This window comes from Endozoicomonas sp. ALC013, from assembly GCF_049310205.1.
In the GTDB taxonomy this organism is placed as follows: domain Bacteria; phylum Pseudomonadota; class Gammaproteobacteria; order Pseudomonadales; family Endozoicomonadaceae; genus Endozoicomonas.
Window position 1 is genome coordinate 1 of the sequence record NZ_JBLYNS010000010.1, and the last position, 14,897, is coordinate 14,897.

Consider the following 14,897-nt stretch of genomic DNA (forward strand, 5'->3'; position numbering starts at 1 on the left):
CCGTGGTGATTTAATCGCTGATTCAGCAGTCAGTGCCGATCAGCAAGGCCGCCTATCTTACCGTGGCGGCTTTCGTTGTCAAGCGATCATTTTCAGAAGCTTTCCAACTCACTGACGTTGCCCAAAGCCCTGTCAGCGGAGGCGCATCTTACCGCGCCAGTTTGATTTGTCAACCGGTTGTTTTTCGTTCATCTCCAAACAACCCATTTTCAAACCGCACTTCCCGGTCAGCGACGATGATTCATTCTGCTGATCCGTGGGTGACCGTTTCAGGTTTGCCCGTGGAAGAGCGGCGCATTCTACACAAACCAAATGTAATGACAAGTATTTTTATTCCAGGTTGATGCATTCACCCGTGCATCTTTTTGGGAATCACCGGCTGCACACTGGTTGCGGTGCCATTGATTATGCCCGGCTGAAATCAAATGCCAGCACATCCGCAATATTGCCTGTGCCGAGCATCAACATAAGAAGCCGGTCAATACCCATCGCTACACCTGCACAGTCGGGCATTCCATGCGCCAGTGCAGCCACCATGTTTTTATCGTAGGGGTAGATGTCATAGCCTCGCTCCTGACGCTTTTGCTGCTCTTGTTCAAAACGTTGTTTCTGTTCCTCTGCATTCAACAGTTCATGGTAGCCATTTGCCAGCTCGACCCCGTTCACAAACAGTTCAAAGCGTGAAGCGACCGGATGCCCATCCCGATTCGTGGATAACCTGGCCAGTGCTGACATGGTGGCCGGGTAGTCATAGACAAAGTAGCCTTCCAGCACTTCTGAATCTTTGGACCCAAGATTCGGCTCAATAAATTTTGAGAACAGCAGGTCCAGGCAGTCACTTCTTTCAAGCCCCTGAAGTTTGGCATCCACCTTATCCCTGACCAGCTGGCTCAGCGCTTCATCCGATGCAATGTATGGATTGACTCCCAGGTACTCTGCAAACAGCTCCCCATAGCTGCAGCGCCGGACCTCCCGGAAATTGCAGACACTGCTCAGCAAATCAGCAACATCATCCATCAACCGCCGGTCATCCATACCAACGCGATACCATTCCAACATAGTGAACTCCGGATTATGCCGCCCTCCGGCTTCACCATTTCTGAAGACTCGCCCGAGCGAGTAAATATCGCCACTGCCTGCTGCCAGCAGCCGCTTCATGGCAAACTCCGGCGAGGTGTGCAGGTAGCAAAGCTGTGACTGGCCATGACCAATGGGGCTGAACTCTGTGGCAAAGCTGTCTATATAAACATCCACAGTGGCGCTGCCGGACAGCATCGGGGTTTCCACCTCCATGACGCCCCGGGCATCAAAATAAGCCCGGGCCTTCCGTAGCAATCGGGCTCGTTCTTTGAGCGCCATCATGGAAGCCGATGGGTGCCATAAGTCATTGGTCATAAGTGGCTCCTGAGTAATATTCATTATTTAAGGTAAGTGAATACTGCCAGTTGTTGTAGGGCTGAATACAACAAACCCTGCCAACTATGGCAGGGTTTGTTGTTTTTCAGTACCTGTCAGCCGGAGTTGGCTGACCGGGGGTAAGCATCTGTGCTTTACCCGCTGATACTGGTGTAATCCAGTGGTGATTTCTCAGGTTTCTTAAGTCCCATTCTGGCAACTGTACTGAAACCCTTATCAGTCAGGCCTCCGCTGTAATCCGCTGAGCCATCCGGCAGGTCCGCTTTGGACTCGGACGGATTCCACTGTCTGAAGTAGTCCGACAGATCATAATTGCTCAGGTAAGACAAACAGCTCATCAGCAGGTCACCCTGGCTGAGGTCGGTGTCTTTTGCAGAGCAGTAATTGATACCCTTGTTACCATTCAGTTCATCACCCACCAGGTCGCCCCGGGCTTTACGATGGGCCAGCTTGTACATATTCCAACCCCGGTCATCACCAAATACGGCAGGCTGATTACCCTCTGGATACCATTTGCTGATATCGAAGTGATCCTCAGCCCAAAGCTTCAGCTGACCAAACATGGCCAAACGCATGCCATTGTCACCTTCACTCCAGCCGTGACCACGGTGGATGCTCAGCCACAGCTTCACCTTTTGCAGATCACTGCTAATGCGATCCATCTGCGGCAGAGCCTCACGCTGTTCCTACATTTAGAGAGCAAGAATATTGTTGGTCACCTCGGTACCACCAGTGATGCGTAGTCCTGATCATTATTGTGAATGGTGATCTCAAAGGATTGCCGCAACAGTACCAGAGTACTTCTGGCATCAAGGCCCGCAAAGCCGCCTTTGGAGATAGAAGTCAGATTATCCAGGCGATAGCTTTTATTCACGACGAAGTCGTAGATCTGGCCTTTCATTTGGCTACCGTCAAAACGGAACGCATGCCCTTTTTCAATATTGCTGGCTACGTCGATACTCTGGGTACCATTGTCATACTTTGGTACCAGCCAGGTCAGCAGGTTACTGAAGAAGGTCTTCATACTGCCCTGATCATTACGGACATCAGCATGAACTCTTCATGCCCGGCGAAGATGAAACCATTACGGAAAGGGCACGGATTGTAACCACCGTGGTGGGCACAGAATAGCTTCAAAAAAAGCAGGACAAGGCGGCAGAAAGCCGCCCCGCAAAAGAGATCAATTACTTCACACGACCAACATATTCGCCGGTACGGGTATCAATTTTGAGGACTTCACCCTCAACAATAAACAGCGGCACCTTAACCACCGCGCCGGTGCTCAGCTTGGCTGGCTTGGAGCCGCCCTGGGCGGTATCGCCCTTCAGGCCCGGATCGGTTTCCACCACCTGGAGTTCGACAAAATTAGGTGCAGAAACCGAAAGAGGGGAACCATTATAAAGAGTAACCGAGTATACTCCCTGCTCTTTGAGCCAATCGATGGTGTCACCCACGGCTTCACGGCTGGCTGCATGCTGTTCATAGGAACCATCAGTCATCATGAAGTGCCAGAATTCACCGTCGGTGTATAGGTATTCCATATCCAGGTCCATAACGTCTGCCGCTTCCAGACTTTCGCCGGATTTGAACGTACGTTCCCAGACGCGACCGGACATCAGGTTACGGAATTTAACCCGGTTGAATGCCTGACCTTTGCCAGGTTTTACAAATTCGTTCTCAATGATCGAGCAGGGATCGCCCTCGAGCATTACTTTAAGACCTGAACGAAACTCATTGGTACTATAACTAGCCATTGGACCTTACCAGGAGATCAAAAACCCCTATGATAACCCGTTCGGAGCTCAGTGTGCAGTCGAGGGCGCAGATAAGTACGCAGACAATCAGCGATTTCGGCTGCTGGCAGACGCAACTGGCAGGGGCCATCACTTCCCCGGAGCAGTTGCTGGCCATGCTGCAGTTGAGTCCGGGGCTATTATCACCGGCATTGAGAGCCTGTCAGGAATTTCCTCTGAGAGTACCCCATGCCTATATCCAGCGAATGGTGCCGGGGAACCCTGACGACCCGTTGTTGAGGCAGGTTCTGCCTGTTGGCGAAGAGTGTCAACACATTGAGGGTTATGGCCTGGATCCGCTGGCAGAGCAGTCGCAGAACCCAACCGATGGGGTTATCCATAAATACCATGGCAGGCTGTTGCTGATCGTCGGCGGAGCCTGTGCGGTGAACTGCCGCTTCTGTTTTCGCCGCCATTTCCCGTACCAGGATAATCGGCTGGACCGGGACAGCTGGCACAATGCCATAGAGTACATTCGCGCGGATACCAGTATAAAAGAGGTGATTCTCAGTGGCGGAGACCCATTGGCCAACAATGACCGTCGGTTGGCGAACATTGCTGCCGAGCTGAACGCTATTGATCATGTGGCCACACTGCGCATTCATACCCGTTTGCCCGTGGTGATTCCTGACCGGGTCACCGATGAACTGATCAACTGGTTTGCCAGACAGCGCCTGCAACCTGTGATGGTGATTCATGCCAACCATGCCAACGAGATTGATGACAGTGTTCGTGAAGCCTTGTTCCGGCTCAAACAGGCGGGCGTAACACTATTGAACCAGGCGGTGTTGCTTAAGGGTGTTAATGATAGTGCTTCGGCGCTTATTCAGCTTGGCGAAGCGCTGTTTAAAGCTGGTGTACTCCCTTACTACCTGCACCTGTTAGACCCGGTGCATGGTGCCGCTCATTTTGATGTGCCGGACGTTACAGCGACTCGCCTGATACAAGAGGTTATGGCTCACTGTCCGGGCTACCTGGTGCCCAGACTGGTTCGGGAGATTCCCGGCAGACCCGGCAAAACATGGATACTCTGACACTTTTCATTAAAAAGTCAGACATTGGTCGTACAATTTAATAAAAGTGATAATAAAAGACTGGACTGGTATATTCGTCTCAGCATAATTATCATCAATACAGAGTTCGCTACTGGAAACAGATGGGTGGAGTGTCACTGGCAACCGACGCTATCACCCGGAAACGCAACATTGATTCAATAAAAAGATTGATCAAGAACCGTTACTGACAGGATGTCAGAGCCCCGCTATTGGAATTAAAGAATGGAATCTGCAAACACTCCTCACCTGGAGCTACCCAGCCGTAGCCTCAATTCTCTTTCATTTTGTCCTGACGGGACAGCGTCAAACAGCAATAAGCTGGAACAGTGGCTGAAAGGACTGCCTCTCACGGATCATCAGCAAAGTGGAGAACTTCTGGTTCACGCTCTGGATGAACTGAGCAGGCTTGACGCCCCCCCTGATGAGCTATTTGCTCTTGCAGAAGCCCTCCGGTCACCTTCCCGGTCAAACGCCGCCAATAGTTATCAACGACATCTGCAGCGATACATTACTTTTGCATCAAGCCAGCAAAGCTGGTTTGATCTGTGCAAACGCCTGTATATGGGCTTGGCAAAAGTCTATAAAGCCGTGGTTCAGTGCTGTCTGGATAATAAAGAGCATGCCAGTATACTGGCAGCCGCACTGCATCGGGCTATTTCGGAGAGTGCTGCAGCGTATTTATTCCATTGCCTGCTTTATCGCCCTGCGCCTGAACGCCTGTGGCTTGAACTGCATACGTTATACCAGCTTGCCGCACGCCATAATCATCAGGGCTTCCAACAGGAAGATCCTTATGACCCCAAATCCAGCCCCATGTCGCTGGAAAGCCTCTATAAACGAGCCCTGATGCTGTCACGCAGTAATACCGATCAATTATCACCCGGTGAAATCCAGCAGGTCTGGCAAATGTTAAGCCTCTGGATCAGCCACGGCAAAATTCAGCCCGAGTCTGGTCTGAAAACCTATTTTTCAGTGCGTCTCAACGGTGACGGAGGCCTTGAATATGCGTTACCAGAGCCTGATAAAGTGCATCCCGGCGTGATTGGTCTGAATATCCGGGTACTGACCGCGCACCTGGCAAAAATAAAAGAAAATCCAAAAGCGGCAAACGTGTTGCCAACGGAATTGATCCAACATCTCATATCAAGCTGGGGACCGATCCAAAAGCGATCCAGTCCGCGCAGAGCTGCTTCGGACCCATGTGAAACCTGCTTTGGATTTACCGCGCTTCATTATCATCTCTCAGGTAAACGACGATTCGAGGATATCATTGCCGCTCATTCTGATACTGCTGGCAAAAGTAGCTTCTCTGAGGTATCTGATGATGTCTGGTCACAGGCCCATGATGCTGAAATCAGAGATAAACAAAACAGCCCTTCAGCTGGCGAGAGAATTGCCTTTAATACGACAGAGACCCCGGGTAATAACCACCTCTCCGTCTTGCCAGCCGAGATCATTAATACCAGCAACACCGGGTTCTGCCTGAAAATCAACAGCACGTTACCCAAACAGTTTCATGCCGGTGAACTTATTGGCATCCGCCTGGATAAAGTGTCACCCTGGGCCCTTTACAGTGTGCGCTGGCTGGGAATCTCAGCGCAGAATGAAGTGACTTTTGGTGTCATTCTTATCAGCCCATCAGTAGAACCAGTGGCCATATCCCTGATACACAAAACTCAGGCAGCCAGCCACTTCCAGAGATCACTGATGTTAACCGACCCCAACCAGCCCTCTCTGGTCATACCAAATCTCTCCGCCAGGGAGGGAGCCAAGTTTGAGTTGATTCAGAATGATACCCTGCTGAAAGGTCAACTTATGAGCTGCATGAATACAACGCCAACCTGGAGCCAGTACCAATTCAAGCTATTTGGGTAAACTGTCATTGTTCCTGATCCCGGTAATCAAGTTCCCGGTGCCGGTCACAATTCCGTGGAGGCACTCTATACCTTTGAATTGCGCTTGTCGTAAGATGTTGAAACAGGCTCATACCGTTTCAGGGAGCATCTGCTGACGTAAGAGCTGCCTCATTCAAAATAATAGTGATCAATCTCCCATGAATTACCGCCGACAAACTCTACGCTTGCTTGCCCTGGAAGACTCCCCTAACGATGTGGAACGCTGGGTAAAGTTGTTTCGCAATGCGGGCCTGCCTCCCCGGGTGCAACATATCGCTTCCATCGAAACCATGGAGGAAGCCCTGTCAGAGCAGCCATGGGATGTCGTGCTCAGCGCTGAAGAAACCACCAGGCTTAATGCACAGCAGGTACTGGCCATCATTGAAAAACACCAGAAGGATATTCCGGTTATTGTCACCCTGCCGGAATACAATCCTCAGCGTACTTCTACCTGGCTATCTGCCGGAGCCAGAGACGCGATACCCAGTGCCCATGAAGAGCATATACTGCACGCCGTTCTCCGTGAGCTCACCAGCCTGGAAGACCGGCGAAACCTCAGCAATGTACGTCAGGAGCTGAATGAGTCCAACAAACGTTGCCAACTGTTACTGGCCAATGCCTCTGAAGCCATCGCCTATATTCACGATGGCATGCATGTGGATGCCAATGCTGCGTATCTTCAGCTCACGGGCTACGACCATGCCGATGATCTGGCGGGCATCCCCCTGATCGATATGATCACCGCACAACATCAAGCTGAGATCAGGCAGATGTTGAAGCAGTTTGGGACTAACCAAACGATTGACCAGGTTGAATGTGAGCTGGTTCATACCGATGGCCACAGTACCCCCGTCAGCCTCCGTTTATCCGCTGCGCAATACGATGATGAACCCTGCATCCAGCTGATTCTGTTACCGGTAATGGTTCCCGTACTCAGCCAGCCGGTGAACCATAAGGCCAGTGCAGAAACGAAAGAACAGTTTCTTGAGCAAGCCGCATCTGCGGTCACAGCAGCAACAGAGGCCACACTGGCCTGGATACAGCTGGATGACTTTCAGAATTTACAACAAGAAGCCAGTATCGACGGCATTATCTCCATACAGGGATCCATTGTGCGGATGGCTGAGGAACTCTTCCCCGCTGCCGCTATCTGCCATTATACCGATGACAGCTTTTTGCTGGTTGAAACAGCAGGTAATCCGGATGACACCCATAAGCGCCTCATCACCTTGCAAAGCGCCATTGATGAGCACCTGTTCGGCAGTGACGATGAAACGCTCACAGCGACAGTCAGTATCGGTTTTGCGGTGAAAGAGCATAAACAAGACATCACCATACTGTTAAATAATGCAGAAAGTGCCTGCCAGCGCGCCATTAAAAATGCCGAACGTCTTTGCCGCTACTCCAAAACGGAAGAACTCGATGAGAAAGCCAGGGATGGCGATGTACAGGCCATGATTCGTCAGGCGCTGTCCCAGGACTCATTCCGTCTGCTGTTCCAGCCTGTCATCAACATTACCGGTTCCGAAGAAAAACAGTATGAAGTCTTCCTGCGCCTGCACTCTCACCAGGGTGAAGTGGTTGAAGCCGGCACGTTTATGGCGGCGGCAGAATCCTCCAGCCTGATGCCGCATATTGATCGCTGGGTGCTTCGTCAATGCGTGCGCCAGTTGGCACAGGTCCATAAACAGGGGCAAAGCGTTCGATTGCTGATTCACCTGAGTCACCTGTCCATCCAGGGAACCGAGTTAGCCCAGTATCTTTCCGGCCTGTTGAAAGCAACAGAGTTGCCGCCTGACAGTATTGTCCTGCAACTGCCAGAGTCCATTGTGCTGCAACAGCTGAAACGCATTGTGGATTTTGCTGAAACTATTCACAATATTGGCTGCCAGCTGGCCATTACCCGATTTCAGGGTGACTCTCGTTCCATGAAGATACTGAAACACCTTGATATCCAGTTTGTGCGCCTGGACGGCAGCTTCACCAGCAAGCTGGATGAAAACAGTGATGAGAACATCATCAAAATGCTGGATATCCTCAAAGAACATAATATTCGCAGTATTGTGCCAAAGGTAGAAAGTACCCGGACACTGGCACACTTATGGCGAATGGGCGTTGATTACGCGCAGGGGTATTATATTCAGGGGCCAATGGAAACGATGGACTTTGACTTTGGCTGACAAAAATAAATGACAGACAGGATGTGTAACGGTCCTGTCTGGTTTAACCCGGATTAGAGCGACAAAGTCCCGCGCGAGATTCGGGGCAGTTTATGAAATATCCGGGTTAGTTAAGCAATTTCTGACCGTTCTTCTATATTAATCGTTCGAATAAAAATATTACGGATTTTGCTCTTTATGATTCTTCGTTCTCACAAAAGGCCTCATACAAGCACTGAGACCTTTGGTTCTGCGCATCCTTTGTCCGATGCGTTCCTCAAGGGGAAAAAGATAAGAAAGAATAATAACCAGGACAAACCCGGCCAGTCTTGCTTATCCACAATGGATAACCCAACCACTAAAGCGACTGCCCCAGAGAATAAACAGAGAACCATTTCGTTACGACCATTGCCGGCCAGATTACTTCAGTTACCCCTTCCGGAGACCAACGGAAAAGAAATCAGCCCCATAATTCTCAACAAAGGACGCCGTTCTGCCTATAAATGCCAGAAAATTAATGCGCCTAATATTCGCGGCTCTCAGGCAACGATCATGACCGGCTATATTAACCCGGCATTAATCGCAGGCATTAATCGTGATATAGAGGCCATGGGCTTGCCGTACCACGAAGTAATAGCTCGACAAGGTAATGCTACATGCAGTCTCGTTCCCAAGTGGGAATCCTATCTGGCAAAACTGCCGAGTACACAAGCCACGTTCATGTGTCATGGTGATGCCGGGCTTGTACGCTCATGGGCAATCCCGATGCCAGTAGAAGAACCGGACCGCACAATATTGGCGGCCAGCCATGCCACCATTATTCAGCTGGTGAATCATCTTCACACCCTCAACCCTGACCTTAAACGCTATTTTGGCCAGAATGCCCTGCGACTGACGTCTATTAATTTTTATTGTCGCCGATCTGAAACCCCTGAGAATAACGCCATGCTACCATCGAATCACTGTCTTGGCTGGCATGTGGATAAGGGCAAGGTAGGCCAGCTGGTGGCTTGTATCAATCTGGCCGGTCAACGAACGTTAACCATACGAAACAATGATCAGCTGACCACCATTGAATCGAATAAACCCGGCCATTTTTACATAATGGATGCAACCCAGTTCGAGCACGCAGTCCATTTAACCGACACTGACAATAGCATGGCTCTGATTCTCAGATCACCTTACCCTGAGCTTCCCCCGGGCTCTGACACCTCTGATTTCTTTGCCAATACCGATCTATTTTTACCCGGTTCAAAATCAATGATCAGAGCCTAAGCAATAAGCCTTTATCAGGAATATCCTGTTCATCATGGGTCACCATAAGCGCAGGAATGCTTCGGCTCTGAATCTGTTGAAAGACGAAGTGCCGAAAGCTGCTTCTCAGTGTTGCATCCAACTTGGAAAAAGGCTCATCCAGCAGCAGGGCTTTGGGTTCGGATAACAGCGTTCGCATCAGGCTGATTCTTGCTTTTTGGCCACCGGACAGCATGGCTGGATTCAGCTCGAAAAAGCCCGACATTCCGCAGTCAGCCAGTGCCTGCTCTGCTCTTTCCCGGCGCTGGGATTTCCGGTAGTGCGCAGGCAGCGCAAAGGCCAGATTCTCACCCACCGTCATATGGGGAAACAACAGGTGATCCTGAAACTGCAGGCCTACCTGTCGTTTACAGGGCGGCAGGTTATTCAGCACTACCCCGTTCAGAATCACCTGCCCTGAGCAACCAAAGCTGTTTGGCAGCGTCCCGCAAATCAGATTTAACAAACTGCTTTTACCGCAACCACTGGGACCCAATACCGAAAGCACTTCACCGTCGTCCACGCAACAACAGATGTTATCCAACAGCTTCTGGCCATTCAGCGTAATATCAATTTGATCAAGAATCAGGCTCAAGAATTGAGTCTCCTGGCAAAACGTCCATGTCTGATTGTCCAATAGCTCAGGAAAAAAGCCATGGCATAAGCAATGAAAGGCAGGAGCATTTGAACAAGCCCGTAGACGCCAAACAAACGTCGATTTCCGCCGGAAACCAGACTGACGGCCTCGGTTGTCACTGTCTCCACCCGGCCAGCACTGGCAAACAGGGTTGGCAGATATTGGGCAATACTCACCGCAAAGCCCAACGCCAGACTGGCCATCACCGGACGCCAGACTATGCCCAGCTTCACCCGCAAAAAGGTCTTCAGCCAGGACCCGGATAATAACAGTCCCTGAAGACTGTGGCGCTGATCATAATGCTGCCAGGGGCCTGACAAACTCAGAAAGCAGTAAGGCAATACGAACAGCAAATGCAGGCCGGTAACCGTCAACCAGTGACCCTCTGCTCCCCATTGCAGCAGAAGCAGTTGAACACCAAACAGAAAAGTCATTTGCGGCAAAAGCAACGGAATATACATGGCCCCCCTGGTCAGCAGGGCCAGCCACTTTCCGGCTGATTCACTGTTTTGTCGCTGGAGATCATTCAGCTCCAGCAAAATAACCGAGATAATGTTGGCCGCTAACGTGGCGGTCACGCCGATCAGCAGGGAGTTCACAATGGGCTCACTGATACCCTCCCAGGCGCGCTGCCAGCTTCGCAAAGACCAGTCTGGCCAGAGAGAAGGGAATCGCCAGCGCCAGACAAAAGACCAGATCAGCAGAGCAGCCCCGCCGGACAGAAACAGCACCACCAAACCCTGCCAGGCTTTCCTGCTGAACGACAGCCAGAGACCACTGAACCGACCACGATGCCCATTGATCAACCAGTGTCTGAGCCGTCTGTTCATGGTCCATTCCGTCAGGTGAAAAGCACCAATAACAGAGGCCACCAGCAGCAATAAAAGCACACTGCCCGATGCGGCAAGCAGGCTTTTGCTCAAATCCGGATCATTTATCCACTGAAAAATCTGTACGGCAAATGTCGGAGGGTTTGCAGGGCCAATCACCAGCGCCACATCCACCACAGAGATGGCGAACGCCAATACGGTATACACCGGCAGACGAATCATCGGGTAGAGGCGCGGCCAGATCAGCTTAAGCCAGATAACAGCTGGCTGATATCCCAGGCTGCCTCCCAGTTTCAGCGTATCGGCGACGGGCAACTGCACGACAGACGCCGCCATCATAAACAGCAAAAAAGGGGTTTCTTTAATAATCAGAATCAGTATCAGGCTTATGCCGTATTGATCCTGGATCGTCTGCCAGTCAGGAGGAAAACTCCACCCGGCAAAAACAGCAATAAGCCGGGCCAGCAAACCACTGGGCATCAACACAAACATAACCCCAAAAGCCAGTGCCACATGGGGCACAGCCATCAAGGGTGCCAACCACCGCTGAACCTTCTGCCAAAGGGGCGTGCCCCAGGTGCAACAGAGCACACCAAAAGCAAGGAACAGTGATAACAACGTGGCTAAAACAGAAGTCCAGAGACTGAGCAACAGCATCTCGATAAGCGCAGGTGTTTCCAGCAGCATTTGCCAGGAAGATAAACTGACTGTGTCAAACCCCAGGACCGGCATATACCCAAAGGCAGGCAGCATAATACTGCCCAACCCGGCCAGGACCGGGAATAAAAACAGTGCCACCAACCCTAAAGCAAGTAACCGTGAAACAGACCTGACCGATACCCGCTCACACTTTATCAATAAACTCACTGGCGGTATCTTGCCTTCCAGGCATCCTCAAGTTCAGCAACCCAGGAGCTGTGAGGTTCCGGAAGCACTTTACCTAACGCTTCAGGCGACAGGGTTGCCGGCCCCAGGGGCAAACTTGAAAAGCGTTTGCGCTCAACCCCCTTTAACTGGCTCATGCTGAGCACCGTAGGGTCTCCCCAGACATCCGGGTTCGCTTTGTGTGCCTGTGCCTCCGGTGATAGCAGAAAATTAATGACGACCTGTGCTGCCCCGGTGGAATCACTGTTGAAAGGAATCGCCAGAAAATGGGTATTTCCCAGTGTACCCACATCATGGACGTATGTTCTCACCGTGTCTGGTAACTCCCCATTGGCAATAGCAGAGCTGGCATAGGCGGGATTAAAGGTCATGGAGAGTAAAATTTCACCGTCGTCCAGCATGGGGGTCAGCGCCAGATTGTTGGCTGGAAACGTCTCGCCTTCTCGCCACAATAAAGGGTGAAGTTCATCAAGATATCGCCATAAAGGGGAAGTTACCGCAGCGAAATCCGCTGCAGAGACAGGCTTTAACAGCGCACCGGGATCTGGCGTCAACTCACTCAACAACTGCTTCAGAAACGTCGTACCGACAAAATCGGGTGGCAGGGGGTACGTCACACGCCCTTTATGCTTTCTGGCAAACTCAAGCAGTTCTGAGGCATTGGCTGGCGGGACTGTTTCTTTTCGGGAAAACGAATCGGTGTCATAAATAAACACCAGTTGTGCCATCCCCCAGGGCGCTTCAAGGCCTTCAACAGGCTCACCAAAGTCAAGCACCGTGGAGGGGTTCTCTTGCGGGTTCACTCCCTTAAACGAGGGTAAGTCCTGGACAAAAGGGCCAAACAACAGGCCGTTTTGCTTCATGGAACGAAAGTTTTCACCATTAATCCATACCAGATCAACGGTGCCATTACTGTTTCGCCCTGCTGCTTTTTCCGCAAGTACACGACTTACGACATTTGATGTGTCACTGACTTTGACATGTTTCAGTGCAATACCGTAACGTTTGTCTACCTGATCGGTAGCCCAGTCAATATAATCATTGATCTGCTCACTTCCCCCCCAGGCATTGAAATACACCGTCTGCCCTTTTGATTGCTCCACTATTGTTTGCCAGGTAGTGGTTTTCGCTTCACTGGCACTGACGCCGCTGATAAAAGCGACGGTAGCCATGACCAAAGCAGCTGAGGCTTGCTTGCTCCATGTCCTTAGGATGTTCATATTCATTTTCATCTCAATAGCCAGACTCTGTCGTTAATTGGCAATAATGGTTACCGTCTTCGTCGATGGCCAGCGTCACAACGATGGGGCGACAGCACACCTGACAATCTTCAGTGTAAAGCAATGATTCATCCGTCTCGGTAAAACCCGCATCCAACAGCAGTTCGATGGGTTCTCCACAGTACGGGCAATGATCCTGCCAGCTTATCCACTCATCCATCGCGAATACCTTTTTCTCAGTCAGGAGCATTAAGCGACTCCAGATCTTTCTCGCTAAAGCCCAACAGATACAGAATACTGTCCAGCCCCAAGGTAGAAATTGACTGCCGGGCACTTTGTTTCACCATCGGCTTGGCCCGAAAGGCAATTCCCAGCCCGGCCACGCTGAGCATTGGCAGATCATTGGCACCATCACCCACCGCAATAACCTGATTCAGGGAAATGCCCTCTTCAGCGGCAATCTGCTTCAGCAGTGTGGCTTTTCGCTCACCATTGACAATGTCGCCTTTCACCAGGCCGGTAACCTTGCCATCGACCATGTCCAGTTCATTGGCGTGGATATAGTCTATCCCCAGTTTTTCCTGAAGATAGCGGGCGAAATAGGTAAACCCACCGGATAGAATAGCCGTGCGATAGCCCAGTGAACGGAGGGTACGAATCAACGTTTCTGCACCTTCGGTTAACGGCAGCTGTCTGGCAATATCGGCCAGCACAGACTCATCCAGCCCCCTCAACATGGCCAGGCGCTCACGAAAGCTGTCATTAAAATCCAGCTCACCCTGCATGGCCCTCTCAGTGATCATTGCCACCTGCTCACCCACACCAGCGGCTTCTGCAAGAAGGTCGATAACTTCCGCTTCGATCAGGGTGGAGTCCATATCAAAGACAACCAGCCGACGGTTACGCCGATAAATACTGTCTTCCTGAAATGCCACATCAGCGTCCAGGTCAGCGGTAAGATTGAGAAAGTCAGCCCTTAGTTTTTCCTGATCAGGAGCCGTACCCCGAACCGAAAACTCCAGGCATGATGAACGACGGCTGTTTTTTTTATCCCGCCTGTTATCATTGTGCAGCGACCGTCGACCGGAAAGCCGGGCAATATGGTCAATGTTCAGTCCATGAGCGGCGGTAATACCAGAGACTCTGGCGATTTGCTCTGCGGTGACATTACGGGATAACAGCGTCAATATATAACGATTCCTGCCTTGCTCAGAGACCCAGTGCTCGTAGTCTTCTTCAGATATCGGTTGATAGCTGAACTGCAAATCACTTTCATGAAAATGGAACAGAAGATCTTTTAGCATTCTGTTGGCAACAGCAGCGGAATCACCCTGACCTGAAGCCTGGTCTGGCAGACGGACAAGAATGCCCCAGGTCAGGGTATCGTGGATGACCGATTGACCAATATCCAGAATTTCCAGACCGTAGTTGGCCATAATAGCGGTTATGGATGAGGTGAGTCCCGGCTGGTCCCGGCCAGTCACATTAATCAGTATTATATTGCTCACTTTTTTCTGCACGTTTGTACTCGTTTTATGACCACTCAAACTTTGATGGATAAGCCATTTATAGTTATCAAAGCTTGTACGATTGTACATATTATCGTGGGTATTTTTATAGCGCCGGGACAAAATTAAGGATAAGAATAATGACAGCAGACAGCCATTTCCAGTGCACAAACTCTGAAAGAAAAAACACATTACGGGCCGGTTCA

Annotated in this window: 13 protein-coding genes; 4 read left to right on the forward strand and 9 right to left on the reverse strand. The window is 50.8% G+C overall.

Going from position 1 to position 14,897, the window contains the following annotated elements; all coding sequences use genetic code 11:
• Nucleotides 1-405: 405 nt before the first annotated feature.
• The 4 genes from epmA to efp all read right to left on the reverse strand — a co-directional run bounded on the left by epmA (nucleotide 406) and on the right by efp (nucleotide 3,170).
• A complete protein-coding gene (epmA, locus tag ACO6V1_RS03720) occupies nucleotides 406-1,395 on the reverse strand; it encodes an EF-P lysine aminoacylase EpmA (protein WP_422447763.1) in 990 nt (329 codons plus the stop codon).
• Between the two features lie 155 nt (nucleotides 1,396-1,550).
• Entirely contained in the window at nucleotides 1,551-2,078 is a 528-nt protein-coding gene (locus ACO6V1_RS03725; protein ID WP_422447765.1) for a hypothetical protein, read from the reverse strand.
• A gap of 53 nt (nucleotides 2,079-2,131) precedes the next feature.
• A complete protein-coding gene (locus tag ACO6V1_RS03730; RefSeq protein ID WP_422447767.1) occupies nucleotides 2,132-2,440 on the reverse strand; it encodes a hypothetical protein in 309 nt (102 codons plus the stop codon).
• A 160-nt stretch (nucleotides 2,441-2,600) separates the two neighbouring features.
• Nucleotides 2,601-3,170, reverse strand: coding sequence for an elongation factor P (gene efp, locus ACO6V1_RS03735; protein ID WP_101745846.1), 570 nt, complete (start codon nucleotides 3,168-3,170; stop codon nucleotides 2,601-2,603).
• A 29-nt stretch (nucleotides 3,171-3,199) separates the two neighbouring features.
• Between efp and epmB the strand changes: the two genes are divergently transcribed.
• The 4 genes from epmB (at nucleotide 3,200) to ACO6V1_RS03755 (ending at nucleotide 9,593) form a co-directional block, all read left to right on the forward strand.
• A complete protein-coding gene (gene epmB, locus ACO6V1_RS03740; RefSeq protein ID WP_422447769.1) occupies nucleotides 3,200-4,243 on the forward strand; it encodes an EF-P beta-lysylation protein EpmB in 1,044 nt (347 codons plus the stop codon).
• 243 nt (nucleotides 4,244-4,486) lie between these two features.
• Nucleotides 4,487-6,139, forward strand: coding sequence for a hypothetical protein (locus tag ACO6V1_RS03745; RefSeq protein WP_422465846.1), 1,653 nt, complete (start codon nucleotides 4,487-4,489; stop codon nucleotides 6,137-6,139).
• 178 nt (nucleotides 6,140-6,317) lie between these two features.
• Nucleotides 6,318-8,339, forward strand: coding sequence for an EAL domain-containing protein (locus ACO6V1_RS03750; RefSeq protein ID WP_422461913.1), 2,022 nt, complete (start codon nucleotides 6,318-6,320; stop codon nucleotides 8,337-8,339).
• 531 nt (nucleotides 8,340-8,870) lie between these two features.
• Nucleotides 8,871-9,593: a hypothetical protein gene (locus ACO6V1_RS03755; RefSeq protein ID WP_422447775.1), complete on the forward strand. Its 723-nt coding sequence runs from the start codon at nucleotides 8,871-8,873 to the stop codon at nucleotides 9,591-9,593.
• Here the strand turns inward: ACO6V1_RS03755 and ACO6V1_RS03760 are convergent.
• From ACO6V1_RS03760 to serB, 5 genes are all read right to left on the reverse strand, one after another.
• Nucleotides 9,583-10,206, reverse strand: coding sequence for an ATP-binding cassette domain-containing protein (locus ACO6V1_RS03760; protein WP_422465848.1), 624 nt, complete (start codon nucleotides 10,204-10,206; stop codon nucleotides 9,583-9,585). The two genes, ACO6V1_RS03755 and ACO6V1_RS03760, sit on opposite strands and share 11 nt — an antisense overlap.
• Nucleotides 10,203-11,945, reverse strand: coding sequence for an ABC transporter permease (locus ACO6V1_RS03765; RefSeq protein WP_422447779.1), 1,743 nt, complete (start codon nucleotides 11,943-11,945; stop codon nucleotides 10,203-10,205). Before ACO6V1_RS03765 ends, ACO6V1_RS03760 begins: the two co-directional genes overlap by 4 nt.
• Nucleotides 11,942-13,135: an ABC transporter substrate-binding protein gene (locus tag ACO6V1_RS03770; protein ID WP_422465850.1), complete on the reverse strand. Its 1,194-nt coding sequence runs from the start codon at nucleotides 13,133-13,135 to the stop codon at nucleotides 11,942-11,944. The genes ACO6V1_RS03765 and ACO6V1_RS03770 overlap by 4 nt, the downstream gene beginning before the upstream one ends.
• Before the next feature lie 61 nt (nucleotides 13,136-13,196).
• The gene (locus ACO6V1_RS03775; protein ID WP_269671786.1) at nucleotides 13,197-13,403 is read right to left on the reverse strand and encodes a CPXCG motif-containing cysteine-rich protein; all 207 of its coding nucleotides are present in this window, start codon (nucleotides 13,401-13,403) and stop codon (nucleotides 13,197-13,199) included.
• 16 nt (nucleotides 13,404-13,419) lie between these two features.
• Nucleotides 13,420-14,691, reverse strand: coding sequence for a phosphoserine phosphatase SerB (gene serB, locus ACO6V1_RS03780; RefSeq protein WP_422465852.1), 1,272 nt, complete (start codon nucleotides 14,689-14,691; stop codon nucleotides 13,420-13,422).
• Nucleotides 14,692-14,897 lie beyond the last annotated feature (206 nt).

Excerpts from the sequence above, each read along its gene's own strand:
- epmA (WP_422447763.1), bottom strand. The coding sequence starts at position 1,395 with ATGACCAATGACTTATGGCACCCATCGGCTTCCATGATGGCGCTCAAA.
- ACO6V1_RS03725 (WP_422447765.1), bottom strand. The coding sequence starts at position 2,078 with ATGGATCGCATTAGCAGTGATCTGCAAAAGGTGAAGCTGTGGCTGAGC.
- ACO6V1_RS03730 (WP_422447767.1), bottom strand. The coding sequence starts at position 2,440 with ATGAAGACCTTCTTCAGTAACCTGCTGACCTGGCTGGTACCAAAGTAT.
- efp (WP_101745846.1), bottom strand. The coding sequence starts at position 3,170 with ATGGCTAGTTATAGTACCAATGAGTTTCGTTCAGGTCTTAAAGTAATG.
- epmB (WP_422447769.1), top strand. The coding sequence starts at position 3,200 with ATGATAACCCGTTCGGAGCTCAGTGTGCAGTCGAGGGCGCAGATAAGT.
- ACO6V1_RS03745 (WP_422465846.1), top strand. The coding sequence starts at position 4,487 with ATGGAATCTGCAAACACTCCTCACCTGGAGCTACCCAGCCGTAGCCTC.
- ACO6V1_RS03750 (WP_422461913.1), top strand. The coding sequence starts at position 6,318 with ATGAATTACCGCCGACAAACTCTACGCTTGCTTGCCCTGGAAGACTCC.
- ACO6V1_RS03755 (WP_422447775.1), top strand. The coding sequence starts at position 8,871 with ATGACCGGCTATATTAACCCGGCATTAATCGCAGGCATTAATCGTGAT.
- ACO6V1_RS03770 (WP_422465850.1), bottom strand. The coding sequence starts at position 13,135 with ATGGCTACCGTCGCTTTTATCAGCGGCGTCAGTGCCAGTGAAGCGAAA.
- ACO6V1_RS03775 (WP_269671786.1), bottom strand. The coding sequence starts at position 13,403 with ATGGATGAGTGGATAAGCTGGCAGGATCATTGCCCGTACTGTGGAGAA.